This window comes from Pseudomonas putida (assembly GCF_003228315.1).
GTDB classification, from domain to species: Bacteria; Pseudomonadota; Gammaproteobacteria; order Pseudomonadales; family Pseudomonadaceae; genus Aquipseudomonas; species Aquipseudomonas putida_S.
This window is the reverse complement of the sequence record NZ_CP029693.1, coordinates 6,821,017-6,845,198: the sequence shown is the minus strand read 5'-3', so window position 1 is coordinate 6,845,198 and position 24,182 is coordinate 6,821,017. Positions and strand designations below refer to the sequence as shown.

At 60.2% G+C, this 24,182-nt stretch carries 21 protein-coding genes; 6 read left to right on the top strand and 15 right to left on the bottom strand.

Annotated features, from left to right (window positions below):
- Positions 1–91 precede the first annotated feature (91 nt).
- Complete coding sequence (locus DKY63_RS32030; RefSeq protein WP_110968034.1) at positions 92–319, bottom strand: hypothetical protein; 228 nt, start codon at positions 317–319, stop codon at positions 92–94.
- 471 nt (positions 320–790) lie between these two features.
- Here DKY63_RS32030 and DKY63_RS32025 point away from each other — a divergent pair, with 471 nt between their 5' ends.
- On the top strand, positions 791–3,664 hold the full coding sequence (locus DKY63_RS32025) for a multicopper oxidase domain-containing protein (RefSeq protein ID WP_110967805.1): 2,874 nt from the start codon (positions 791–793) through the stop codon (positions 3,662–3,664).
- Between the two features lie 114 nt (positions 3,665–3,778).
- On the opposite strand, the gene DKY63_RS32020 is transcribed toward DKY63_RS32025, so the two are convergent.
- Positions 3,779–5,065: an OprD family porin gene (locus DKY63_RS32020; protein ID WP_110967804.1), complete on the bottom strand. Its 1,287-nt coding sequence runs from the start codon at positions 5,063–5,065 to the stop codon at positions 3,779–3,781.
- A gap of 390 nt (positions 5,066–5,455) precedes the next feature.
- On the opposite strand from DKY63_RS32020, the gene DKY63_RS32295 reads away from it, so the two are divergent.
- On the top strand, positions 5,456–5,707 hold the full coding sequence (locus DKY63_RS32295) for a hypothetical protein (RefSeq protein ID WP_162634810.1): 252 nt from the start codon (positions 5,456–5,458) through the stop codon (positions 5,705–5,707).
- Here the strand turns inward: DKY63_RS32295 and DKY63_RS32010 are convergent.
- The 7 genes from DKY63_RS32010 to DKY63_RS31980 form a co-directional block, all read right to left on the bottom strand.
- Complete coding sequence (locus tag DKY63_RS32010; protein WP_110967802.1) at positions 5,704–7,188, bottom strand: amidohydrolase family protein; 1,485 nt, start codon at positions 7,186–7,188, stop codon at positions 5,704–5,706. The genes DKY63_RS32295 and DKY63_RS32010 overlap by 4 nt on opposite strands.
- 28 nt (positions 7,189–7,216) lie before the next feature.
- Positions 7,217–8,407 carry an amidohydrolase family protein gene (locus DKY63_RS32005; RefSeq protein ID WP_110968033.1) on the bottom strand — a complete coding sequence of 397 codons (1,191 nt, stop codon included), beginning with the start codon at positions 8,405–8,407 and terminating at the stop codon, positions 7,217–7,219.
- 77 nt (positions 8,408–8,484) lie between these two features.
- Positions 8,485–9,252: an ABC transporter ATP-binding protein gene (locus DKY63_RS32000; RefSeq protein ID WP_110967801.1), complete on the bottom strand. Its 768-nt coding sequence runs from the start codon at positions 9,250–9,252 to the stop codon at positions 8,485–8,487.
- A 24-nt stretch (positions 9,253–9,276) separates the two neighbouring features.
- Positions 9,277–9,990 (bottom strand): ABC transporter permease, encoded by a 714-nt coding sequence (locus DKY63_RS31995; RefSeq protein ID WP_110967800.1) that lies wholly within the window; start codon positions 9,988–9,990, stop codon positions 9,277–9,279.
- Entirely contained in the window at positions 9,987–10,676 is a 690-nt protein-coding gene (locus tag DKY63_RS31990) for an ABC transporter permease (RefSeq protein WP_110967799.1), read from the bottom strand. The genes DKY63_RS31995 and DKY63_RS31990 overlap by 4 nt, the downstream gene beginning before the upstream one ends.
- A gap of 211 nt (positions 10,677–10,887) precedes the next feature.
- Positions 10,888–11,658: an ABC transporter substrate-binding protein gene (locus DKY63_RS31985; RefSeq protein ID WP_110967798.1), complete on the bottom strand. Its 771-nt coding sequence runs from the start codon at positions 11,656–11,658 to the stop codon at positions 10,888–10,890.
- A gap of 166 nt (positions 11,659–11,824) precedes the next feature.
- Positions 11,825–13,048, bottom strand: a complete 1,224-nt coding sequence (locus DKY63_RS31980) for a cyanate transporter (protein WP_110967797.1) — start codon at positions 13,046–13,048, stop codon at positions 11,825–11,827.
- Positions 13,049–13,190: 142 nt separating this feature from the next.
- On the opposite strand from DKY63_RS31980, the gene DKY63_RS31975 reads away from it, so the two are divergent.
- Together DKY63_RS31975 and DKY63_RS31965 are read left to right on the top strand one after the other, a co-directional pair.
- The gene (locus tag DKY63_RS31975) at positions 13,191–14,063 is read left to right on the top strand and encodes a LysR family transcriptional regulator (RefSeq protein ID WP_110967796.1); all 873 of its coding nucleotides are present in this window, start codon (positions 13,191–13,193) and stop codon (positions 14,061–14,063) included.
- Between the two features lie 576 nt (positions 14,064–14,639).
- Entirely contained in the window at positions 14,640–16,262 is a 1,623-nt protein-coding gene (locus DKY63_RS31965) for a methyl-accepting chemotaxis protein (RefSeq protein ID WP_110967795.1), read from the top strand.
- A 5-nt stretch (positions 16,263–16,267) separates the two neighbouring features.
- On the opposite strand, the gene DKY63_RS31960 is transcribed toward DKY63_RS31965, so the two are convergent.
- Together DKY63_RS31960 and DKY63_RS31950 are read right to left on the bottom strand one after the other, a co-directional pair.
- The gene (locus tag DKY63_RS31960) at positions 16,268–17,020 is read right to left on the bottom strand and encodes a tetratricopeptide repeat protein (protein WP_110967794.1); all 753 of its coding nucleotides are present in this window, start codon (positions 17,018–17,020) and stop codon (positions 16,268–16,270) included.
- Positions 17,021–17,184: 164 nt separating this feature from the next.
- Positions 17,185–17,604, bottom strand: coding sequence for a MerR family transcriptional regulator (locus DKY63_RS31950; protein WP_110967793.1), 420 nt, complete (start codon positions 17,602–17,604; stop codon positions 17,185–17,187).
- 168 nt (positions 17,605–17,772) lie between these two features.
- On the opposite strand from DKY63_RS31950, the gene DKY63_RS31945 reads away from it, so the two are divergent.
- Entirely contained in the window at positions 17,773–18,603 is an 831-nt protein-coding gene (locus DKY63_RS31945; protein WP_110967792.1) for an alpha/beta fold hydrolase, read from the top strand.
- A 215-nt stretch (positions 18,604–18,818) separates the two neighbouring features.
- Here the strand turns inward: DKY63_RS31945 and DKY63_RS31940 are convergent, their stop codons facing one another.
- The 4 genes from DKY63_RS31940 to DKY63_RS31925 all read right to left on the bottom strand — a co-directional run bounded on the left by DKY63_RS31940 (position 18,819) and on the right by DKY63_RS31925 (position 22,319).
- The gene (locus DKY63_RS31940; protein WP_110967791.1) at positions 18,819–19,205 is read right to left on the bottom strand and encodes a hypothetical protein; all 387 of its coding nucleotides are present in this window, start codon (positions 19,203–19,205) and stop codon (positions 18,819–18,821) included.
- A gap of 258 nt (positions 19,206–19,463) precedes the next feature.
- Entirely contained in the window at positions 19,464–20,234 is a 771-nt protein-coding gene (locus DKY63_RS31935) for a nuclease-related domain-containing protein (protein ID WP_110967790.1), read from the bottom strand.
- Between the two features lie 319 nt (positions 20,235–20,553).
- Entirely contained in the window at positions 20,554–21,447 is an 894-nt protein-coding gene (puuE, locus tag DKY63_RS31930; RefSeq protein ID WP_110967789.1) for an allantoinase PuuE, read from the bottom strand.
- Complete coding sequence (locus DKY63_RS31925) at positions 21,447–22,319, bottom strand: GNAT family N-acetyltransferase (protein ID WP_110967788.1); 873 nt, start codon at positions 22,317–22,319, stop codon at positions 21,447–21,449. The genes puuE and DKY63_RS31925 overlap by 1 nt, the downstream gene beginning before the upstream one ends.
- Positions 22,320–22,714: 395 nt before the next feature.
- Between DKY63_RS31925 and DKY63_RS31920 the strand changes: the two genes are divergently transcribed.
- Entirely contained in the window at positions 22,715–24,160 is a 1,446-nt protein-coding gene (locus DKY63_RS31920) for a sensor histidine kinase (protein WP_110967787.1), read from the top strand.
- Positions 24,161–24,182: the final 22 nt, after the last annotated feature.

Below are 24,182 nucleotides of genomic sequence, written 5' to 3'. Positions count from 1 at the left end.
TGCGGTCAGGTGTTTGGCATTTCCCGACAGCGGATGGGTGTCGGGATGCACTATAGGCCGCCGAAAAAACAATTAATGCCGAGTGATTACATCAGTCGTTGTCATCGCGATCGCGGTAACGACGGTGGTCACGATCATAGTCGCGCCGATCATAACGGTGGTCATAACCCTGATCGTTGTCATTGCCCTGATCGTACCCACGACGATGATCATGGTCGTGGTAGCGGCCGTACCGATCGCCATCATCCCAGTGAGGGCCGCAGCCTCCCAACAACAAGGTACTGAAAATAGCCAGGAACAGAATGACTGCGCGATTCATGGAAATGCTCTGAAAGTGGGTGGTGTCGATGGTTATGACCATCAAGTAACTCAATGATTCCGCAGCATTTTCACGCAGCTCCATGCAGGCACTGCCAAAGGTTCGGGTTGCGTTCGGACGGACTAAAAGAGATATGAGTTTGATCAGTCAGTTTTAAGCCAAATGCAACCATCGACACATTCAAAGAGCAGCCACCTCCGCCATCCCGAATTCCTCGCAAAAACCTCCCTGTATTGGGGGATATTTCCCGTTAACGGGTGGCTTTCCCCAAGCGTTTGACTCGCCCGCTCAAAGCCCACAGCAAGGGGCATAGGGCGTAGAGCCACTCATCCTTTCCTTTCATTTCTGGCTAAAAAATTGCGTCGCCATCATCCCGGTTGGAAATGAAACTTTTGCCAGCCGATATTGAAGCCGTGACACGTTGTCCAGGCATTGCCACGCGCTCCGCACATTTCGTCAGAGGTGTTTGCGATGAAGCTAGTTACCGCAAGGTTGCATCATGGTTCATTGTCCAAAACCAGGCTGGCACTCTGTATCTCTGCCGCCGCGATCATGCTGGGCCTGGGTTTGTCCCACACCCAGGCCGCTGTTCTCGACAACACCGACCCTCCACCTCCCACCGACCCATCGGCGTTCACCGATCAGCCTGCCAACCCCGATGCAGTATCGAAGGCCTTGATCAAGCAGCCTGCGGCAAACATCGGTGCCTTCGACTTGCCCAATGGCGTGGTGGGCAACCGTCAGACACCCTTGGCCGACAATGTGCTGCCACCCGATCTGCAACCGAGTTTCAATATCCCCACGAACGGCAACGCCAGCCCGTTGTTCGGGGCTCAACCCTTCACGCAAAAGATTGAACTGTTCGAGGAGTTCGGTTCGAACGCACTCAATGCGGCCGACCCGCCATCACCTGTGCCGTTTCCGGTCCCGACGGTGGGCCCCGCACCAGCGCAGGATCCATTGAAGGTGGCGCGTAGTGGTCCGTCGCCGGATGCGCTGGATGCCTTTCTCAGGCAGCCGGCATTGACGCCCTTCCCCACGGAATTTTCCAATGTGCTGGACCGCAACCCGTGGAAAGCGCAGATCGAGGATTTCCTCAATCGCCGGGTCGATTCGCCAGCAGAAGGCCGGCCACCGGGAAAAGGTTGGGCGCACCAGCGGTTCAATGAATTTTTCCCCCGCGACGCCTTCAAGACCGTGCAAGCCGGCGCACACGTCAACAGCGGCTTGCGCGATCACATGCAACGGCACAATTACGCCGTGGGGGAATTTGCGCCAGGCGGGCTTTACCACAACACCAACGGCGAGCCTGCCAACGAGGGCACCACCAAGGGCATTCAAGTGCAGTTTCACCCTAACCTGCCCATCCAGGACCACAACGCCTTATGGACGTTCGACGGCACCTTTCCACCCAAATTGCTTCAGGTGCGCTATGGCCAGGCGATGCTGATGCGTCATTACGATGCCTTGCCCATCGACCCGGCGGCCAACCGGGGCTTTGGCCTGCACACCATCACCACCCACGAACATAACGGCCACTCGCCTGCCGAAAGCGACGGCTTTACCAACGCCTTCTTCTTCCCGGGGCAGTACTACGACTATCGCTGGCCGATCCAGTTGGCCGGTTATGACACCATCAATACCAGCGCCGACGACCCACGGGCTGCGTTCCCGTGCGACCCCGGTGAAACCCTGTTCGTCAACGATGCCAACCCCGGCCTCAAGACCTGCGACCACGGCAGCATCAAGATCCGCGGTGACTGGCGCGAGACCATGAGCACCCACTGGTTCCACGACCACATGCTCGATTTCACCGCGCAGAACGTCTACAAGGGCAACGCGACGATGATGAACTACTACAGCGCCGTGGACCGTGGCAACGAGTCGGTCGACGACGGCGTCAACCTGCGTTTGCCCAGCGGTACGGCGCTGGGTTGGGGTAACCGTGACTACGACATCAACCTGACGATCGCCGACAAGGCCTGGGATAAGGACGGGCAGCTGTGGTTCAACCCCTTCAACACCGACGGGTTTCTCGGTGACCAGATACTGACCAACTGGGAGTACAAACCCTTCCTCGACGTACGCGCCCGCCGCTACCGTTTCCGCCTTCTCAATGGATCGGTTTCGCGCTTCTTCAAGCTGGCGGTGGTGCGTCAGGTCAAGGGTAACGGTGGCGAGTTTCCCGGCCCGAAAAACTCCGGGGTGTCCTACAACCGGGTGCCGTTCCACATGATTGCCAACGACGGCAATATCATGGAACACGCGGTGCCGTTCGATGGCACCCTGGACCTCAATGGCGACGGCGACAAACAGGACAACAATGGCATTCTGCCGATGATGGGCGTTGCCGAACGCTATGACATCGTCGTCGACTTCTCGAAAAACGGCATCAAGCCGGGCGACAAGCTGTTCTTCGTCAACATCGAGGAGCATGAAAACGGCAAGCTGCCCAACCGCGACATTCCATTGGCCGATGTGCTCTCCGAGAAGTACCTGCCGGTGGTAAGGCAGACCAGCCACGGGCCGCAGTGGATCAACGGTGACCCGGGGGTGGGCGCGTTCATGCAACTGAACGTCCAGCCTTACACCGGCCAGGACCTGAGCATGAACCCGGTCGACTTCGAGCCCGCCAAGCCTGGCAAGCCCGAGGGCAAGTTCATGATCCCCCTGCCCTTGCACCGCGATGACCCTGCCGATATCGCCAAACTTGCCCAGGCTCGGCATCGCAGCTTTATCTTTGGCCGCTCCGACGGTACGGACTTCAAACCCTGGACGATCAAGACCGATGGCGGCGCCGGCTTCAACATGGACCCGCGGCGGATTTCAGCCGCGCCACAACTGACCACCGGCCCGACGCCGGCCGGGTTCAAGGGAGAAGGCACACTGGAAGTCTGGAAGATCCAGAACGGCGGCAACGGCTGGACCCACCCGGTGCATGTGCACTTCGAGGAAGGGATCATTCTCAGTCGGGGTGGCAAGGCACCACCGGAATGGGAAAAAGGCGCGCGCAAGGATGTCTACCGCATAGGCCCGGATCCCGACAGCCTCGACAATGTTGAAATGGCCCTGCACATTCGCGAGTTTGCCGGTACCTACATGGAGCACTGCCACAACACACAGCATGAGGACACCTCGATGCTGCTGCGCTGGGACTCCGAGCACCCGGGCCAGATCCAGTTGATGCCCACGCCATTACCCAGCTGGGACGGCGTGAAATTCGTGAACTCGGTTGCGCTGCCGACCTTCCGTACCGGAGATGGCGTCGGCCCACAGGTCAAGGTCAACAATAACCAGGGAGATAACAGCGGCACAGGCAGTACACGCAGCGCTGGCAAAGGCTAGCGTTGTCCGCGTTCAGTATCGCGGTCACGCAATAATCAAAGGTGCCCACCGGGGATGGGCGCCTTTGCTGTGTTTTCCGAGTTCAAGACGCCCCTGAAAGGCGGCTTTGGCGGTTTACAGAATGTTCAGCGGATAGTTGAAGATCAGCCGGATGTCGTCATTGCCAGGGCCGATATCGTTGTTGTTGGCGGCCTGGATGTAAGCATCGTTGGCGCGGAAGTAAGCCACCCGCAGGCGCATCGAAAGATCCTTGGCGGCGCCATCCTGTACGACATACCTGACTTCGACGTTGAGCTCGCGCTCGCGGCCTTCGGGGCCTTCTGTGGTGCGGATGTTGTCGCCGTACACATAACGGGTCATGAAGCTCAGGCCCGGTACGCCGTAGCCTGCCATGTTCAAGTCGTAGCGCCCCTGCCAGGAGCGTTCTTGTGCGCCGTCGAAGTCGGACATCTGGATGGAGTTGGCCACGTAAACCGCATCGCCGCCGTCTACCCCATAGGCATAGGGGGTGTCACCGGACGAGCGTTGGTACGCCACGGTGAACCTGTGCGCCCCCAGGCTATAGGCGGTTGCCAGGCTCCACAGATTGTTGTCCACCTTGCCCGACAGTTCTTGCCCCTGGCTTTTGGTGTGGTAGGCATTGAGGTCGAAGTTCAGCGCCTGGCCCTCGACCAGAGGCAGGTTGTAATTGAGGTTGAGGTACTTCTTCTTGAAGTTGTCTTCAACATCGGAAGCGGCGACACCGGCCACCAGATCAGGACTGAACTTGTAGGTGGCACTGACGAAATCGGCAGCGTCCAGACCTGCACTGTCATTGAACTGACCCGTCTGGGTACGCAGCGCGGTGAAGTGGCCGGCGTTCAATTCCAGCCCCTTGATTTCCTTGCTGGTCACCAGGGTGCCGGTCGAGATTTCGGGGATCAGGCGGCTGTCGCTCATGCTGAACACCGGGTTGACGACCACTTGGTTGCCGTACTTGGCGACGGTGTCGGACACGCGGAATTTGACCGCGCCTCCGGCGGCCGACTGGGTCTTGGCTTCGGAGCCATCGTTGTTGACCTGGAACATGTCACTGCCTGCACGACCCTTGCCTCCGTCGAGGTTGACGGTACCTGTGGCGTAAGCATCGACACCCACCCCGACGGTGCCTTGCGTGAAACCGGAGCTGTAATTGATGCGCTCGGCCAGGCCGGTGTCCTGACGGTAACCGCTTCTGCCACCGTTGGTAGGGTTGCTGTAACCGTGCTTGAAGTCGCGGTTCATGTATTGCAGGCGCGTCAGGATCGAAAGCGTGCTGTCGTCGACGAAACCCTTGCTGTCGTCCTGGGAGGCGGCCATTGCCAGTGGCGAGAGGCTGGCGGCAACCGACAGGGCAACCAGGTTCCACTTCATCATTTGCATCGTGTTTTGCTCTTTTTGTTATTGAAAGTGCTGTCGCCCCAGCCGTTGTTCGGGGGTGACTGTTTGTTTTTTTCAAGGCGAGTTCGCCCATTCGCCTGACCATTGGCAGGACGTTGTTGGGGTTCACGTCATGAGCCGCTTTTCTGTGGGAGCGAGCCTGCTCGCGATAGCGATCCGTCAGCCGACACAGGTGTTGAATGTGCCGGCCTCATCGCGAGCAGGCTCGCTCCTACAGGTAGAGCGTTATCGGGACTCAGGTTATGAGTCGCTTTTCTGTGGGAGCGAGCTTGCTCGCGATAGCGATCTGGCAGTCGGCACAGGTGTTAAATGTGCCGGCCTCATCGCGAGCAGGCTCGCTCCTACAGGTAGAGCGTTATCGGGACTCAGGTTATGAGTCGCTTTTCTGTAGGAGCGAGCCTGCTCGCGATGGCGATCCGTCAGCCGGCACAGGTGTTGAATGTGCCGGCCTCATCGCGAGCAGGCTCGCTCCTACAGGTAGAGCGTTATCGGGACTCAGGTTATGAGTCGCTTTTCTGTGGGAGCGAGCTTGCTCGCGATAGCGATCTGGCAGTCGGCACAGGTGTTGAATGTGCCGGCCTCATCGCGAGCAAGCTCGCTCCCACAGGTAAAGCGGTGATTTAACCGGGGGATTGATACCGCGCCGAGCGCCAGAGGCTTTGCGATTCTTGTGTGAGATGGCGCAAGCCGCTGCGGTCCAGCATGCGTTCCGACTCCGCTTGCACCTCGGCCAGCACGGCGGCCTCGTCGACGGCGTGCACGACGTAGTCCTCCATCAGGACCTTGCCGTCGACGATGGTGGTGCACACGTCCGCGCCGTTGGCGAAGCAGGTGACGCGGTGGACCGGCATGTTCATCGGCATCAGGTGCGGCTTGAACAGGTCGATCAGGATGATGTCGGCTTTCTTGCCGACTTCCAGCGAACCGATCTCATGCTCCATCGACAGCGCCCTGGCGGCATCGATGGTGACCATTTCCAGGACTTTGCCCTGGGGCAGGATGTCCGGGTCGCGGAAATGCCGGCGGTGGTAGTGCATGCACTGGAACATGTGGCGGAACATGTCGTAGCCACGGTCCGGGGCGGCGCCATCGGAGCCGATGGCAACCGTGACATTGGCCTCGATCAACTCCGGCACCGGGCAACGCCCCAGGATCGACATGATCGCGCTCGGGTTGTGCACGATGCTGGTCCCGGTCTCGTGGCACAGGGCGATGTCTTCTTCGGTCAGGTCGATGCAGTGCGACATGAAGGAAGTTGGGCCAAGCAAACCCAGTTCACGATGGGCCAGCGCCAGCGTGCCGGCGCGGTGGCCATCCTGGGTGAACGTCAGGCCGTAACGCTGAGCCAGCGCCTGGTAATCCCGAGCTTGCTGGCGGAACAAAGGTGCCAGCGCCAGATGCTCGGGCTCGTACTGTGGCGCGTACACCGGCAAGGTGATAGCGATGCGTACCCGGCCGTCGCCCATGCCGTCACAGGTCCGGGCGACTTCTTCGCAGACCTCGAACATGGTCTCGAAACTGACGTCACGGCGAATGGGCGGCTCGCTCGACCAGTCCAGATAAGTGCGCGGCGCTGGCGGCCGCGACGGCCCGACGGCGACCACCGAGCGGGTACCGATGTCGGCCACTGCCCGAGCGTGACGTTGCGCATAGACCGGATCATCGACCCGCATGATCGAATCGCCCCCGCCCAACAGCGAGACGCCGGTGGTGGTGCCGCACTTGAGCCGTTCCAGCGCCGACAACTTGGCCTCGACCTCCCAGAACTCCACGCCGGAAGCCGAGGTGTAGATGGTCTGGCACGCCTGCATCCAGGCATCGCCCTCCCCGCCGCCAATGGTCTTGAGCATGGCGTGGCCGGCGTGGGCGTGGCTGTCGATCAGGCCCGGCAGCACCGCCTTGTTACGGGCATCGATGATCTTGTGCGCCGTGAAGCGCGCGCGCAGTTCATAGGTGCGCCCCACCGCCACGATGCGGTCGCCGTGCACGGCCACGGCGCCGTCCTCGATGACGCGCCGTTGATCGTCCACGGTAATGACCACGCCGTGCTCGATCAGCAGGTCGACTTTGGTGAAGGGTGCATGGGCGTCGTATTGAAATGTCATGCAAGGCATCCGGAGAAAGTGTTGGGGATCACAGGCGGCTGTGCAGCAGGCTGCCGTTTTTCGCAACGACATTGCCGCGGCTGATCACCGTGCGCGCCAGCGGTCGGGACACAACGGCTTCACTGAGCGTCTCTGTCGGCAGCAACAACAGGTTGGCGGTTTGCCCGGTTGCCAGGCCGTGATCACTGCGCCCCAGTGCCCGCGCCCCATTGGTGGAAGCGGCGTCGAAGGCGGCGCAGATTTCCGGGTCGGTCCGCATGCCGCAGCGCAACGCCAGCAGCATCGCGCGTTCGAGCATGTCGCCATTGCCCATGGGGGTCCAGGCGTCGCGAATGCCATCGGAACCCAGGCACACATTGACGCCTGCCGAGCGCAATTCGTTAAACGGCGGATAGGCGATGTCCGACGGCGCCGTGGTCATCAGGGAAATCCGATTGGCCGCCAGCCGTTCAGCCAGCGGCTGTACTTGAGACCAGTCCTTCATGCCCAGGCAAAAGGCATGGCTGATCATCACTCGCCCCTGGCGCTGATAGCGCTCGGTGAAATCAACGATGCGCGCGATCTGCCAAAGCCCCAGTTCGCCACCGTCATGCAGGTGGATGTCTATGCCGCGATCAAACTGGCTGGCCAGTTCGAACAGGGTCGTCAGGTGCGCGATGGGATCGTTGTCGATGCCGCAAGGGTCCAGCCCGCCGACCACCTCGACTCCAAGCGCCAGGGCTTCGCGCATCAAGTCTTCAACACCGGGGCGGTTGACCAGGCCCACTTGCGGGAAGGTGACGAACTCGATGTCCACCAGATCGGCGTAGTGTTGCCGCAGTTCCAGCATGGCTTGCACATGTTCGATGCCCAATTCGGGATCGGCATCCACATGGCAGCGCAGCAGCAGCGAGCCGCGTGCGATGCACTGCTCCAGCAAGGCACCCGCGCGCTCGGCGATGGGGGACTTGAGCTCGCGCAGGATTTGCCGCTCATTGGCGATGCGCGCCTTGAGGTTCGGGCCTGCGCTGTGCGGGCGCCAGGGTTGGCCCCACAGGGTCTTGTCCAGGTGGATATGGCTTTCCACCAGCGACGGCACGAGTATTTGACCTTGCCCATCGAGATCAAGGCCGACCACTGGACTGCCACTGGCTGGCCGACGTTCACCGATGCGACCGTCGACAATTTGCAGGTCTACATTTTCGCCGCCGTAAGGGCGGACATTACGCAACCAGAACATCATTGGAACCTCATCACTGTTTGAACCTGCCCCCGTGATAGCCAACGGAAGCAGGCTTTACCAAGTCACCCATCGGGCTATTTCAAGTTGCCAGCCAGGAACTGCTTGAGCCGCTCGCTTTTGGTGTGCTTGAACAGCTGCTCCGGGTTGCCCTCTTCTTCGATCTTGCCCTGGTGCAGGAAAATCACGTGGTTGGACACCTCGCGGGCAAAGGCCATTTCGTGCGTCACCACCACCATGGTCCGCCCCTCTTCGGCCAGCGCCTGCATCACCTTCAGCACCTCGCCCACCAGCTCCGGGTCCAGCGCCGAGGTCGGCTCGTCGAACAGCATCACCTCCGGCTCCATCGCCAAGGCCCGGGCAATCGCCACGCGCTGTTGCTGGCCACCGGACAGGTGCGACGGGTATTTGGCTTCCATGCTCGCCGGCAGGCCGACCTTGGCCAGGTACTTGCGCGCCCGGGCCTGCGCCTCGTCGCGACTCAGGCCCAGCGCATGCATCGGCGCCTCGATGACGTTTTCCAGCACCGTCATGTGCGCCCACAGGTTGAAGTGCTGGAACACCATCGACAGCTTGGTGCGCATGCTTTGCAGCTGCTTCTGGTTGGCCACGCGCAGCCCGCCGTTCTTGTCCTTTTCGGTGCGGATTTCCTCGGCGTTCACCGTGATGCGTCCGGCGCACGGCTGTTCGAGGAAGTTGATGCAACGCAAAAAGGTGCTCTTGCCTGAACCTGAGGAGCCGATGATGCTGATCACATCCCCTGCCTTGGCCTTGATCGACACGCCCTTGAGCACTTCGTGGTTGCCATAATTCTTGTACAGATCGTCTACGGTCAGTTTGTACATGGTGTTGCCCTGGGTATGCGGCCTTCAGGCGGCCTGGGGTTTCAGGAAGGCCAGCCAGCGGGTTTCACCGCGACGAAATAGCCAGACAAGCGACAGCGCAATCACCGCGTACAACAGGGCGGCGATGAAGAAGGCCTCGAATGAAGCATAGGTGGCGGAGTTGACGTCACGGGCGACTTTCAGGATGTCGGGCACCGTGGCGGTGAACGCCACCGAGGTCGAATGCAGCATCATGATCACCTCGTTGCTGTAGTACGGCAGCGCGCGCCGCAGCGCCGAAGGCAGGATGATCCGGCGGTACAGGTTGAACCGGGACAGGCCGTAAGCCCTCGCCGCCTCCACCTCGCCATACGGCACCGACCGGATCGCGCCAGCGAAGACTTCGGTGGTGTAGGCGCAGGTGTTGAGCGCGAACGCCAGCACCGTGCAGTTGAAGCCCTCGCGAAAGAACATGTCGAGGAACTCGTGCTCGCGCACCACGCTCAGGCTGTAGACACCGGTGTAGATGATCAGCAGCTGGATATACAGCGGCGTGCCGCGAAACACATAGGTGTAGAACCAGACCGGCAGTCGCACGAACCTGTTTTTCGACACCCGCGCCACGGCCAGCGGCACCGACAGTACGAAGCCAATCGCAATCGACAACACCAGCAACCACAGGGTGATTGAGAGGCCGGAGAAGTTGGCGCCGTCCGACCACAGGTACGCTTGCCAGTATTCCTGGATAATCGCGATCACAGTTCTGCCTCCCGGATACCGACGGAGTAATGATGTTTAAGCCAGGTCAGGACGCCGTTTGAAAGCGTGGTAATGGCGAGATAGATCAGGGCACCGATCACGGTGAAGTAGAACAGCTGCATGGAGCTCTTCCCGGCGTCCTGGGTGGCCCGGACGATATCGGACAGACCGATGATGGACACCAGTGCGGTCGCCTTGATCATGACCTGCCAGTTGTTGGCGATACCGGGCAAGGCAAAACGCATCATTTGCGGGAACAGAATGCGCTGAAACCCCTGCCATGGGCTCAGGCCATAGGCCATGGCCGCCTCCAGCTGGCCACGGGGGACCGCCTGGAAAGCACCGCGAAAGGTCTCGGTAAAGTAGGCACCGTAGATAAACGCGAGGGTCGCGACACCGGCGAGAAACGGATCGATATCGATCTGATCCATGCCCAGCCCTTCGGTGATCTGGTTGAGGACGATTTGAATGCTGTAGAACAACAGCAGCATGGTCACCAGATCAGGAACACTGCGAATCATCGTGGTATAGACGGTGGCGATGTTGCGCAGCCACCGATGCCCCGACAACTTGGAACTGGCGCCGGCCAGACCAATGATGACTGAGGCCAGCAGCGATAATATCGCCAGCTTCAGTGTCATCCAGGTGCCGCTCGCAATCAGCGGCCCATAATCTACCAAGGACATTACATTCTCCTTGAACCCGTCACGGCGACCGATGCCACCTGGCGTGTCCAATCGTGCTTTTCTTGTTTTTGAATGCCGCAAAGTCCGGTTTCGCAAATCAGTCGTGTGCTTTGAGGGCGCACGACTCCCCCGCAAACAGACTTTGCATTGCCTGTCTAACTGTTGTTTTTGCTGTTTTTAAACTTCACCGCTACGCGGAAGTTGCTTCCCGTCAGTTGTACACATCAAAGGAGAAGTACTTGTCGGAGATGGTCTTGTAAGTGCCGTCACTGATAATCGCGGCCAATGCGCCGTTGATCTTCTCGCGAAGTTCAGTGTCTTCCTTGCGCAAGCCGATCCCTGCGCCTTCACCCAATGTTTTCGGGTCGCGCAGCAAGTCGCCGGCAAAGGCGAAATCACGCCCGGCCTCGGTTTTCAGAAAGCCCAGGTCGGCCTGGACCGAAGACTGCAACGCGGCATCGAGGCGTCCGGCAATCAGGTCCTGATACACCATGTCCTGGTTCTGGTAAGTCATGACGGTGACACCCTTCGGCGCCCAGTAAGCCCTGGCATAGACTTCCTGGGTGGAGCCCTGCTCGATCCCGACACGCTTGCCTTGCAGGGATTCCGGTGTGGGCAGCAACGGTGAGCCTTTTTTCGCGATCAGACGGGGCAGGACATTGCTGATCTTGTCGGTGAACGCGATCTGCGCCGAACGCTTCTCGGTCATGCTCATGGAAGACAGAATGCCGTCGAACTTCTTGGCCTTGAGTGCCGGGATGATGCCGTCGAACGAGTTTTCGACCCACACGCATTTGACCTTCAGCTGTTCGCAGATCGCGTTGCCAAGATCGATATCGAAACCCACGAGCGAGCCATCGGGCGCTTTCGACTCGAACGGGGCGTAAGTGGGGTCGACGCCGAAACGAATGACTTGCAAGTCTTTCGCATACACGCCGCTCGCGGCCAGGGCCAGAACCACCGAAACTGCAAACTTCTTCATTTTTTATTCTCCGTATGCATGTGGGTATTGCGGTTATAAAAATGGCCATCCCTGTTTTTAATGCTGCTCCCTGTAGGAGCGAGCCTGCTCGCGATGGACTCAAAGGCGCCGCGTTTAACCGGTAAACACGCGTAATCGTTAACGACCATCGCGAGCGTGCTCGCTCCTACATAAGACTTTGCATGCTGCGCCGGTAGCTCGCCGGAGCGAACTTGACGGTCAGCACCGCCATCGCCACGAGTACCCCGACGTGCAGCCACCAGCCGGTGATGAAGCTGGCGCCGCAGTCGCGCAACCAGCCGATCAACCAGGGCGCGCTGGACGCGAGTAAAAAGCCGATCCCCTGGACAAAGGCCGCCAGGGTGCCCGCCGCTTGCGCCCCGGATAAATGGTCGAGGCTGACGATCAGGCTCAGCGAGAAGAACCCGCCGAGGCCAAAACCGGCCAGTGCGACCCACAACCACGGCGCGGCGTTGGGGGCCATGGCGAAACCGGCAAAGCCCACCATCTGCAACACGATGGTCAGCCACAGGGCCGCGCGCCGGTCGATGCTGCGGCGGGCGAGCATCGGCATGGCGAACGCCGCCGTCGCCTGGAACATCGCCAGCCACGCGAGCAAGTTGCCCGAGGCCTGCAAGCTCATGTTCTGCTGCTGGTAGAAGGACGGCAGCCAGGCCACCAGGCTCGAGTAGCCGCTGTTGGTGAGCCCGAAATAGGCGGCCAACTGCCAGGCACGCCGATTCCTGAAGAAGCTGCGGGTCGACACCGGCGCAGGTCCGCCAGCGGCCACCGGCGCCGTGCGTGGTGCGCACACCAGCCACAGCAGGAACACCACCAGCGCCGGCAATGCCCAGATGGACAACCCCAATCGCCAGCCGCCATAGGCATTCAGCCAGGTACTGGCCAGCGAGCCCAACGCCCCGCCGCCCACCAATGCCGCCGAGTAAAGCCCCATCACCATGGCGATGCGATCGGCGAACCAGCGCTTGGCGACACCCGGTATCAAGGCCTGGATCATCGCCACGCCGGCGCCGGCGATACCTGCACTGGCAATCAACTGCGCGCCGTCCTGGACCACCGCGCGATAGCCGCATCCGAGCATCAACAGCAACAATGCACCTGCCAGCGCCCCACGTTCGCCGAAGCGACGAGCGACACCGATGCCCATGAAGGCAACCAGGCCCATCAGCACGAAAGGCAGGGTGGTGAGCAGCGCGGCGGCGCGAAAATCGAGGCCGATGTCGACGCGCACCAGATCCAGTACCGGCCCCACCGAGGTCAGGAATGGCCGCAGATTCAGGCCCAGCAGCATCAGCAGTACCAGTGCGGCCAATGACACTTCATGAGTGCGCGGCACGCTTGTCGCTGTCAGTGTCACGTCATTCGTCATCACATTTATCCTGGTAATGGAGTCACTTGTGGCAAGGGAGCAAGCTCCCTCGCCACAGGGGTGAGTCGCTTGTTAAGGAGATTAAAAGCTGGTGCTATTATTCGGAAATGAAATGATCGAATGACGGGTAGTGGGAAACGTAATGACCTCAACACTGATCGATCCGCTGCTGCTCAAGAGCTTCGTCGCGGTAGTGGAAAGCGGCAGCTTCACCCGCGCCGGTGAGCGCGTGCACCTGAGCCAATCGACCATCAGCCAGCAGTTGAAGCGCCTTGAAGAGCAACTTGGCTGCGAGCTGCTCAACCGCAGCGGGCGCTACGTCGTCGCCACCGAAGACGGCGAACGTTTGCTCGGCTACGCGCGCCGGCTCCTGGGCCTGATGGAGGAGATGGTGCAAGAGTTGCGCAAGGGCCACGCCCAGGGCGAGGTGCACATCGGCGTGCCGGAAGACTTCGCCTCGGACTTGCTCACACCCACGCTCGGCGCCTTCGCCCGCGCGCATCCGTCGATACGGCTGGAGATCAGCAGCGGGCTGAGTAACACGCTATGGAAGCAATTCTGTGCCGGCGACTACGACCTGGTGCTGATCAAACAGCGTCCGGGCCAGGCCGTGGGCCATGCCGCCTGGCCCGAACCGCTGGCCTGGTTCGACAGCCTCAGCGAACCCACGTACGAACGCGACCCGCTGCCCCTGGTGGTGTTTCCGGTCGGTGGCCTGTATCGCGATGAAATGATCCACGCGCTGGAGAGCGCCGGCCGACGCTGGAGCATCGGCTACAGCAGCGCCAGCCTGGCCGGCATCCGCTCGGCCGTGGCCAACGGCCTGGGCGTCAGCGTGCTGCCCTCGCGACTGGCCCTGCCCGGCCACCGACGCTTGGGCCCTGCCGAGTCCTTCGCCGAACTGGCGCCCCTGGAAATCGCCCTGCACCTGCGCCCCGACGCCCCGCGCCGGGTGATCGACCTGGCCGAACAACTGACAGCCCTTTGCACCGAAGTGACCGGTCACGCCGGCTGACTTTTCTGTTCGCCGCTGTGGGAACGAGCCTGCTCGCGATGGCGGTTTGTCAGGCGCAATTGATGTTGAATGTACCGGCCTCATCGCGGGCAAGCCCGCTCCCACAGGGAAATGCGTTCTCCTGTGGGAGCGAGCCTGCTCGCGATGGCGGTTTGTCAGGCGCCATTGATGTTGAATGTACCGGCCTCATCGCGGGCAAGCCCGCTCCCACAAGGAAATGCGTTCGGCTTTTCTGTAGGAGCGAGCCTGCTCGCGATGGACGTCAACGATAACGCGGGGCGTCTGACTGACCACGTGGCTCTGACATTTTTCGCGAGCAGGCTCGCTCCCACAGGTCCTCAAGACAATCCTTCAGGATGAAGCTTTCGCAGGCTTAAGCCTTCGCTGAGCAAGCTGAAAGGATTCGCCCTTTGAGCGCCGTGAATCTGTCATGAAATGAAAAGCAAATGTCGTCCAATGAAAAGCCGACCGCCTGAAAACCCCTTAGAAACAAATCGCTCCACGCCTTCATTTTCCAGCGATCGGCCTTGAATGGCGGGAGCCAATCGCCAAAAACTCATAAGAAGAATCCAGAAAATGATCAGGAATATCAGTATTGCTTGGCGTGCATCCATTGGTTTCAGTCTGGTTGTCGTACTGACTGCGGGATTGGGAATATTTGCGCTGTCCCGGCTGGACGACATGCGTGAAAGCACCCGACAGATAAGTGACGATTGGCTGCCCGGGGTGATGGCCTTGAGTCACGGCGCGCAAAACGTGCAACGCATCCGTGCCCTGACCCTGCGCGTCATGATCAGCCGCGATCCGCAGACCCTCGAGCAGAACTACAAGAAGATGGACGTGCTCAAGGCCGAATCGCGCAAGGAAATGGGGCAGTACGAAAAGACCATTCTCGTCGATGAAGACCGGGTGTTGTTCGACCGGTTCAGGAGCGCCGAGGCGGCCTACATGGCGCTCCAGGCCAAGGTCATCGAGCTGTCGCGCAAGAATCAACTCGACGAAGCCCGAGACCTGATCAATGGTGAGATGAACCCCCGTGCCGATGAGCTGAGCAAGACGCTCACCGACCTGATCGAATTCAACAACCGTGGCGCCAACGGTGCTGCCGCCCACAGCGTCGATGTGTTCAACAGTGCGCGCACCGGCGTTATCGGGGTGCTGTTGGTTGTCGCGCTGGCCTCCTGCGTGGTCGCCGTCGGCCTGATTCGCAGCATCGTCCTGCCCCTGCGCCAATCGGTGCGACTGGCCGAGACGGTGGCCACCGGCAATCTGACCACCCGCACGGTGGTGGTCGGCAGTGATGAACCGGCACGCTTGATGGGTGCGTTGGCAATCATGCAGGGCAATCTGCGCGACACCATCCTGGCGATCTCCGAGTCTTCCAATCAGCTGGCATCGGCTGCCGAAGAGTTGAGTACGGTGACCGAAGATGCCAGCCGTGGATTGCACCAGCAAAATGGCGAGATCGAGCAGGCAGCCACGGCAATCAACGAAATGACCATTGCCGCCGAAGACGTGGCCCGCAACGCCTCCTCCACGGCCGATGCCACACGGGCCTCGGACCTCACCGCGCAACAAGGCCGGCAGCAGGTATTGCGCACCGTTGATGCGATCGGCGAACTGGCCAGCGGCGTCACGGCGACGGCGGGTGAAGTGGAAAACCTGGCCGGTCGGGTGCGGGACATCAGTCAGGTGGTCGATGTCATTCGCACGGTGGCCGAGCAAACCAATCTGCTGGCACTCAACGCGGCCATCGAAGCGGCCCGTGCCGGTGAAGCCGGCCGTGGCTTCGCGGTGGTCGCCGATGAAGTGCGCAGCCTGGCCCATCGGACCCAGCGCTCGACCCAGGAAATCGAGCAGCTGGTATTGGCCATTGAGCAAGGCACCGTGCAGGCGGTCAACGCGATGCAGGGCAGTAACACCCGCGCCCGCGACACCCTGGAAGTGGCGCAGGCGGCGGGTCAGGCCCTGGATCAGATCGCCTCCTCCTTCGCGCAGATCAACGAACGCAACCTGGTGATCGCCAGCGCAGCCGAGCAGCAAGCGCAAGTCGCCCGGGAAGTGGATGGCAACCTGGTCAATATCCGCCAACTGGCCACGCAGACCGCCACCGGTGCAACACAGACCAGCGCGGCCAGCCAGGAGCTTTCGCGGCTGGCGGTTTCACTCAACGGCCTGGTGTCCAGATTTGTGATTTGACCCAATCACCCTCTCACCAAATACGCCCCCGCCGGCACCCGCCCCATCAGCTTCTTGCATTTGCGGGGTTTGGGTTGATGCCCCGGCGGGCGATCGGGGAACCAGATTCGGCATTTGCCCGGCGGTGGCCAATGACCGCGGGGTATCGCCACCGGCTCGGGCTGGACGGCAGCCAATTGCATGTTCCGTTCGACAGGCGGAGTGTCCGTTGTGGGCGGGATCGCTACCGGTTGCGCCGGTTCGAGTGTCAAGGCGCCCGTCTCACGCAGCGTCTTCGAGGTAACGGGTACGGCAGCGGACGTCTCTGCTTCACGACGCTGTTTAACCTCTTCCTCCAGCCCCTCCTGAACGGCAACCAGACGCTCGCCGGCCTTGGGCGGGTCGTTTGACGCCCGGGCCTGCTGCGCCGCCTGGATCAACTGGAAGTTGCGGTTGCGTAATGCAACGTTGCGCCCTACCCGCAGGTTCGAACGCGCCGCCAGGGTTTCCGCCTGCTGGTAATCCCCCTGTTGCAGCCGCAACACACCGAGGTAATGCAGCGTCGCCGGATTGTTCGGCTGGATATGCAGGGCGCGCTCCAGCGTGGCAGCGGCCTGGTCCAGTTGGCCGTTTCCATACTGTCGCGAGGCGGTTTCGATCAGGGCGGTGGAGGCACTGTTGCTTTGCGCGGTTGCGCTTCGCTCGGCAGCCATCGAACAGGACGACGCCATAGCGCAGAGCGCCAGGATGAGAGCCGATAGAAGACTTTTGGTTGGCATCAGGGGACGGACTCGACAGATCTCGCACGGCACTGCCACAAAACAGGCCACGATGCCATTCGGCATTTACGACTCAGGGCCCCCATCGACCTGGCCCGTGCGTTGAAGTTCCCGTCCCGACATTCAGACACGGGAAAGGCAAACGTAGCGGACCAGCCATCCTGCTAACGCGGCGCCACACCTTTCTCGCGCAGGCGATGCAGCAACAACTGGGTGTTATCCACGCACCCCATGCCTTCGGGCTTGCTTTCAACGCCCTCGATCACCAGCAACAGTTGCGCTTTATTCTCGGCCAGCCGTCGCTGGAGGATTTCGATCTCTTCGACCTTGCGCCTGAGCCCGCCGAGCAGCTCTTCATGCTTCCAGCCGTTGGCATTCATCGGCAGCAATTGCCGGATCTCTTCCAATGAAAAACCGGCGGCCTGGGCGCCCGTGATGATCTCCAGCACCCACTCCGTATCAGGCGCATAGTCCCGATACCCGTTGGCCTTTCGCGCGACAGACTTGATCAGGCCGCTCGCTTCGTAAAAACGGATGCGTGAAGTCGCCAGCCCGGTGATTTTCGCCAGTTCGCCTATTCTCATGTTCCGCTCCCCAATGCCATTGACCTTGAAGTTGACTTTAAACCTAAAGTGAATTGGCGGCGAACGCGTGGCTGAAACGCCATGGCATTCAGGGGCGGGCGAAAACGCAAAGGGTCACGATCAGAACACGATGGGTCATGCCCTCCACTTCACTCGGGAGATGCGAACATGGGTTATGTCACGACGCAGGACGGTGTTGAGATCTTTTACAAAGACTGGGGGCCACGCGATGCCCAAGTGATCTTTTTTCATCACGGATGGCCGCTCAGCTCGGACGACTGGGATGCGCAGATGCTGTTTTTCCTGGCCAACGGCTACCGGGTGGTTGCACACGACCGGCGCGGTCACGGGCGATCCAGCCAGGTGTGGGACGGGCACGACATGGACCACTATGCCGATGACGTCGCGGCGGTGGTCGACCATCTTGGCGTGCAGGGCGCAGTCCATGTCGGCCACTCCACCGGCGGTGGTGAAGTCATCCATTACATCGCACGCCACGGCGAGGACCGCGTGTCGAAGGCGGTGATCATCAGCGCCGTACCACCGCTGATGGTCCAGACCCCGAACAACCCGGGAGGTTTGCCGAAGTCGGTTTTCGATGACTTGCAGGCCCAGCTCAAAGCCAACCGCGCCCAGTTCTACCATGACGTTCCGGCTGGACCTTTCTACGGCTACAACCGCCCGGGCGCCAAACCGTCCGAGGGCACCATCCTCAATTGGTGGCGCCAGGGCATGATGGGCAGCGCCAAGGCCCACTACGACGGGATTGTCGCCTTCTCCCAGACCGACTTCACCGATGATCTGAAGAGCATCAAGATCCCGGTGCTGGTGATGCATGGTGACGATGATCAGATCGTGCCCTATGAAAACTCCGGGCTCCTGTCAGCCCGACTCCTGCAGAACGGCACGCTGAAAACCTACGCGGGCTTCCCGCACGGTATGCCTACGACGAACGCCGATACCATCAATGCGGACTTGCTCGCTTTCGTGCGGGGTTAGGCAACTGGGCGGGGGGTGGTTGAATACTGCCCCCTGCTTGCTTCAGAACCAAAAAAAACGATGGGGTGAAGGCTCCAATTAGTAGCTGAGAATTGAGCTAATCAAGCGTTCGCTTGTGGTCGAAATCAGCCAAACAGGGCCAGAAGTTTTCGACCCAAAACAGACAGTAATCACTCGCTGCTGGAAACGAATATACCTCGCAGAGTTCTTGCTTGTTATCGGGGCCTTGGGTCTGCTCTTAGGCAGTCATCAATAGGAGATACGTTACTTTGATGATTGTCCGCATTAATTGCGGCATTAGCTATTGTTGCGGTATTCCTCTCAATCTGTCTGAGTAGTTGGTGGTTCGTATACATCAGCACCCACAACGCATAAAAAGGAACGGCGAACAAAAACATGAGAATCAGCCCCACGAACCCAAACAATAGATAGGACCCAGGTGGTGCAATCGAGATGGTTGTCGCGCCAAGCTTCAGGGTTACGCCGGAACCGGTATCAAGAAAATGTGCAATTACAACACCACCAGCAAGCCCCAGTAACATGTACAGCCAGATGTTCAGGAGCGCAATAAACTGCATCGTTTTGATGATGAGTGAGTTCATAGCAAGCCCTTCTTGATCGCGTTAGTTCGAGGTCATAACGGTTGAAGCGTAGGACGGAGAATGAGCAAAGCCCACTCTTTAACTTGATTATGGTGCTATCTATAAACAACAAGACACTGAGCACCATCACCGGGTCCCGTACAGGATGGATCATCGGCGTCTGAGTGACATGCCTGAGTCGCCCTGGAATCTGTTAATACTCGGTGTCCGTCTCTGACCGAAATCGGCCCTGTCTGCCGACCCTTACTCATGCGCCCACTACAACTTCTGCGTCACTCGGCACTTGGGAAACATCGAACAGCCCCAGAACTGTTGCCCCGCGTTCGGGCCGGACTTCACGGTACGAATGAGTAATGCACTGCCGCATTTGGGGCACTTGCGCTCGGCTGTTGGATCATTGCGGCGCTTGAGGTTTTGTACATGTTCACGGTGGGTGGCCAGACTTGGCGGGCGCCGGCCGCTTTGCAGCGCTTGCACAAGTGCTTCAACTTCAGCCTCAGTGAATACCTGCTGCTTGAATGACTTGATGTAACGAATGAAGCCACTACCCTGGGTGACATTTTCGGGCATCACAGATTTGAAGGTGCTTGAGCCAACAAAAGTGACAACCGAGTGCAGATGTTCAAGTTCTACGCCGAGAGTGGTCTGCAGGGCCTTGAGATGTTTGTAGTTCTGCCGTAGTGGGTTCTGGAACGTGAATGTCTTTTTATACAACTTCTGTGTCCACTGCGATTGCCTTTCGCTACCGAATATCCAGCCACTTTTATTCTTGGTCTCCACAACGAAAACGCCGTAGGGAGACAGAAATACGTGGTCAATCTGGGTGGTGCCATCGATCGTATTCAGCGTGATGTTGTGCATGCGGCGGTAAATTCGCTTGTCCAGTCGACATCTGGCAACCAGCCGTACCAGGAGCTCGCCGATGTGTCCCTTGACCCAGCGTAATTGCAGTAGACCGATTAGCAGCAAAGGCGGGATAAACCAGCGAAGAGCATCCCAAACCTGCATGAAGCTATGAGTGAAGTCCATTCCTCTGCCTCAGTGTGTAACTGAATCGAGCATCAATGGACCATAGCGCGACAAGAGAGTTTGTCCATTTCGAATTGACTGTCGAGAATCTTGTGAATCGACCCTGCATGTGTGGGCGCACGAAATAACCGTTTCTAGCCGCTATCTGCCCGTCGCCGGCGACAGATTCAGGTCGCTACCGGCTAATCCCGAGCAGCGAAACAGGTGTTGAAACCAGATGCTCAGACGCTCCTCGCCAAGACCGTGCAACACCCCCTCATCCAACCCGACATCGAACAGGTACGCCCGCGTACCCCATCCGTCACGCACCACTTGCCACTCACCCAGGAAATCGGGCCATCCAGTGCCTGGCAATGTCTTCCCGCCGACAGATCCACACCTTGTCGTGGCCTTGCACATAATCTAGAAAGCGCGCCATCGCCATCGCACGCCCCGGATGGCCGCTGATGCGCCCATGCAGGCCGACGCTCATCATCTTCGGGTGGTGCGCACCCTCCTCCCACAGCAGGTCGAACGCATCCTTGAGCAACTGGAAGAAGTCTTCGCCGCAGGAGAAACCGTTGGGCAGCAGATAGCGGGCGTCGTTGTTGACCAGTGTGTAAGGGATCACCAGGTGGGCCGGTGAGCCCGGGAGCCAATAGGGCAAATCATCGTTATAAGCGTCCGAGCTGTAGAGAAACCCACCCTCCTCGCGCAACAGGCGGCGGGTGTTCTGGCTGACCCTGCCGGTGTACCAACCCACGGGGCGTTTACCGCAGATCCGCTCGATCACGTCGAGGGTGAGGCGAATGTGTTGCCGCTCCTGGTCTTCGGGCATGTCGCGATAGTCCAGCCAACGGTAGCCATGCCCGGCAATCTCGTGCCCGGCCGCGCAAAGCGCATGGCCAATCGCCGGGGTGAGCTCCAGTGCCCGGCCGACGGCGAAGGCAGTCAGTGGCAAACCTCGGGCGCTGAACAATTCCAGAATGCGCCACACACCGGCGCGCGATCCGTATTCGTACATGCCCTCGACGCTCAAGTCCGGTTCGCCCACACGCGGCGGGCGGCCCGGCAGCTCGTGCAGCCAGGCCTCGGACTGTGCATCGCCATTGAGGATGCAGGACTCCGCGCCCTCTTCGACGTTGAGCACGAACTGGACCGCGACACGCGCATCACCGGGCCATCGCGGGTGCGGTGGGCGGCCGCCATAACCGATCAGATCGCGAGTGGCCATCAGCCGAGCTCGAAGGTCGTGACGCTGAACACCCGTTCGTGCGCGATTGCCGGAAGCGGGCCGAGGTACATGCGGGCGCAGCCGAAAACCTCGACCATGCCCTGCCGGCGCACGAGTGCCATCGCGGCGGGGTTGTTCTCCGGGGCATCGAGATACAGCGGGCCACCTTGTGCAAATTGCGCCAGGCGTGCGTAGAGGGCATTGGCGGCCTGGGCGTCGTCGGCGAACAAGGGGCCGATCTTGCAGCCTTCCCGGCAGCGCCTTGCCACGCCATAACCGCTTAGCCTGCCCTCGCGCCGGCAACCCACGGCGAGTGCGTCAGCTTGGGCTATCCACCCGCGCAGGAAGGTTTCGCGCGGGGCGGGGAAGCAGGTGCGGTCGTAATCGGCAACCTGATCGAAAGGGAAGCTGGCCAACGGGACGATGTCCTGGTCGTCTGCCGGCGAGGTCGCCGGGCGTTCCGTGATTTCGGCACGAAAACGCAGGTTGCGATGGGAGAAGACGAAACCACCCTTGGCGTAGTAGTCCTGCATCGCGAAGACACCGTCCATGCCGATGCTCGCGCCTGGGCGCAGCCGGCCAAGGAGCCGATCGCGGCGTGCATGCCAGAGGGTATTGCCCAGACCTTGACCGCGATACTCAGGCCGGACGATGAAGAACCCCATGAACCCGAATTCGCCGTTGTAGGAGGTGATGGCACCACCGCCGATCAACTCGCCACCCAGGGACGCCGCGATGAAGGCTTCAGGGTCCGTCGCCCAGAACAGCTCGGCATCGTGAACGCCGGGATTCCAGCCCTCGCGGGCAGCCCAATCGACGAGCCCGTCCAGCTCGGCACGGGTCATGTTGCGTATGACCAGCTCATTCGACACCGCGAAGTTCTCCTCAGCCGCTAACCGAGCCTGTGGTCCATCCCCCACTCCGGACCCTTTCGGTATAGCTTCAAGCCAGGTATTGAGCCAGGGCCTCCTGTCACTCTGGAATCGCCATCTGTTCACGGCCAACGCCCCACACAAACCCCATGAAACGGGCAACTGCAGGTAGCCCGATCCATTGTGCAATCTGTCGCGACAGCCTGTATCACCGTCAGCTGATTATCTTTTCAACAAGCCCCTCTAGCATGACCGAGCATCGCCCTAACTCGGTAGTCTCCATCAAGGTTCGCTGCGGACCGTCGGCCACACCGCACAACCGATCTCATATAGCTCCTCAGAAGCCTTGCTTGCGCCACGGCCCATTTCTTTCACCCGTTAAGCCGGACAAGTTCATGACGCCACTGACACTGAAAAAATCCTATCTTCAGATTGATACGGTCGCCCTGCTGGTTGCTTTATCGGTCGCCTGTTTCGTTGTCCTCTTCAAGTTCGTCACCGACTTGAGTGTGGCAACTACCGTGCTTTATGTGACCCTGGTCTTGATGTCGGCCAATGTGTTTTCGATCCGTATCGTCATCGTTGTTGCCCTGGCGTGTCTGTTTATCCTGACGGTGATTTTCATTGTCGATCAGGACTATCTGCACACCGAGGCGATAGGCGCCTATGTGCGCTGCATCGTTTCGCTGTCGGCCATCACTTTCCTGGCCGTGCGCAGCAAACTTCTGTCGGACACCTTGCGTCGCAACGAGGCGTACCTGGAAGGTGCACAACGGCTGAGCCAGGTGGGCAGCGTGGGTTTCCGGGTCGGGCGCTCGGAGCTGTTCTGGTCGGCGGAGGCCGCGAGGATTTTCGAATACCCACCCCACGAGCGTCCGACGATGCTCAAGATTCTGGAGCGCACACACCCTGAGGATCGACACTTGGCCGAAAGCATCTTCGAACAGGCGTCCAACCATGTGCCGCGCCTGGAGGTCGAGCATCGACTGGTCATGCCCGATGGACGCATCAAGCACATCCACCTGATCGCCAACCCGCTGGAGACTCAACACGACGGCTTCGAATACCTCGGCGCCGTGATGGATGTGACGGCTGCGAAGGAAGCCAAGAACGCGCTGTTCCGTTCCCAGTCGCAACTGGCCCACGCGTCGCGCGTGACGTCGCTGGGCGAACTGGCCGCCTCTATCGCCCATGAGGTCAACCAGCCCCTGGCAGCCATCAGGACCAGCGGCGAAGCCGGCCTGCGCTGGGTCGATCGCAGCGAGCCGGACCTGACCGAAATCCGGCTATCGCTCGACCGCATGATCAGCGCCTCGATCCGCGCCAGTGAAGTCATCCGGCGAATCAGGACACTGTCCCGTAACTGCGACCCGGAGCGCCGGTGCGAATCCTTCAACGAACTGGTCAGTGACACGTTGGGGCTAGTGCAATACGAACTCAGCCGCAGCCATGTGAAGCTGCGGGTTGAACTGGATGTGGCGGTGACCTACGTCAGTGCTGACCGTGTGCAACTGCAACAGGTGATCCTCAACCTGATCATCAACGCTTGCCAGGCGATGACCGAGATCGATCCACGTTCCCGGATCCTGAAGATCCGTACATGGGTGCATTGCAACGAAGCCATGTTGGAGATCCGCGATTGCGGCGTCGGCATTACCGCGCAAGCGATGGAGTCGCTGTTCAAGCCGTTCTTCACCACCAAGACCGAAGGGCTGGGCATGGGCTTGTCGATCTGTCGCTCCATCATCGAGTTTCACGACGGCAGAATCTGGGCGACCAGCAACGAACTCGGCGGAGCGGTGTTCTCGATTGCCCTGCCCGTGCTGGAGAATCAGCCTTGACTTGCGGATCAAGGCCGCCACG

What these genes read in the sequence shown, in the direction of transcription:
- DKY63_RS31960 (WP_110967794.1), bottom strand. Translation starts at nt 17,020, where the DNA reads ATGCCAACCAAAAGTCTTCTATCGGCTCTCATCCTGGCGCTCTGCGCT.
- DKY63_RS31975 (WP_110967796.1), top strand. Translation starts at nt 13,191, where the DNA reads ATGACCTCAACACTGATCGATCCGCTGCTGCTCAAGAGCTTCGTCGCG.
- DKY63_RS32020 (WP_110967804.1), bottom strand. Translation starts at nt 5,065, where the DNA reads ATGCAAATGATGAAGTGGAACCTGGTTGCCCTGTCGGTTGCCGCCAGC.
- DKY63_RS31920 (WP_110967787.1), top strand. Translation starts at nt 22,715, where the DNA reads ATGACGCCACTGACACTGAAAAAATCCTATCTTCAGATTGATACGGTC.
- puuE (WP_110967789.1), bottom strand. Translation starts at nt 21,447, where the DNA reads ATGGCCACTCGCGATCTGATCGGTTATGGCGGCCGCCCACCGCACCCG.
- DKY63_RS32000 (WP_110967801.1), bottom strand. Translation starts at nt 9,252, where the DNA reads ATGTACAAACTGACCGTAGACGATCTGTACAAGAATTATGGCAACCAC.
- DKY63_RS31935 (WP_110967790.1), bottom strand. Translation starts at nt 20,234, where the DNA reads ATGGACTTCACTCATAGCTTCATGCAGGTTTGGGATGCTCTTCGCTGG.
- DKY63_RS31980 (WP_110967797.1), bottom strand. Translation starts at nt 13,048, where the DNA reads ATGACGAATGACGTGACACTGACAGCGACAAGCGTGCCGCGCACTCAT.
- DKY63_RS31990 (WP_110967799.1), bottom strand. Translation starts at nt 10,676, where the DNA reads ATGTCCTTGGTAGATTATGGGCCGCTGATTGCGAGCGGCACCTGGATG.
- DKY63_RS31985 (WP_110967798.1), bottom strand. Translation starts at nt 11,658, where the DNA reads ATGAAGAAGTTTGCAGTTTCGGTGGTTCTGGCCCTGGCCGCGAGCGGC.
- DKY63_RS31940 (WP_110967791.1), bottom strand. Translation starts at nt 19,205, where the DNA reads ATGAACTCACTCATCATCAAAACGATGCAGTTTATTGCGCTCCTGAAC.
- DKY63_RS31945 (WP_110967792.1), top strand. Translation starts at nt 17,773, where the DNA reads ATGGGTTATGTCACGACGCAGGACGGTGTTGAGATCTTTTACAAAGAC.
- DKY63_RS31950 (WP_110967793.1), bottom strand. Translation starts at nt 17,604, where the DNA reads ATGAGAATAGGCGAACTGGCGAAAATCACCGGGCTGGCGACTTCACGC.
- DKY63_RS32295 (WP_162634810.1), top strand. Translation starts at nt 5,456, where the DNA reads ATGAGTCGCTTTTCTGTAGGAGCGAGCCTGCTCGCGATGGCGATCCGT.
- DKY63_RS32005 (WP_110968033.1), bottom strand. Translation starts at nt 8,407, where the DNA reads ATGTTCTGGTTGCGTAATGTCCGCCCTTACGGCGGCGAAAATGTAGAC.
- DKY63_RS32030 (WP_110968034.1), bottom strand. Translation starts at nt 319, where the DNA reads ATGAATCGCGCAGTCATTCTGTTCCTGGCTATTTTCAGTACCTTGTTG.
- DKY63_RS32025 (WP_110967805.1), top strand. Translation starts at nt 791, where the DNA reads ATGAAGCTAGTTACCGCAAGGTTGCATCATGGTTCATTGTCCAAAACC.
- DKY63_RS31965 (WP_110967795.1), top strand. Translation starts at nt 14,640, where the DNA reads ATGATCAGGAATATCAGTATTGCTTGGCGTGCATCCATTGGTTTCAGT.
- DKY63_RS32010 (WP_110967802.1), bottom strand. Translation starts at nt 7,188, where the DNA reads ATGACATTTCAATACGACGCCCATGCACCCTTCACCAAAGTCGACCTG.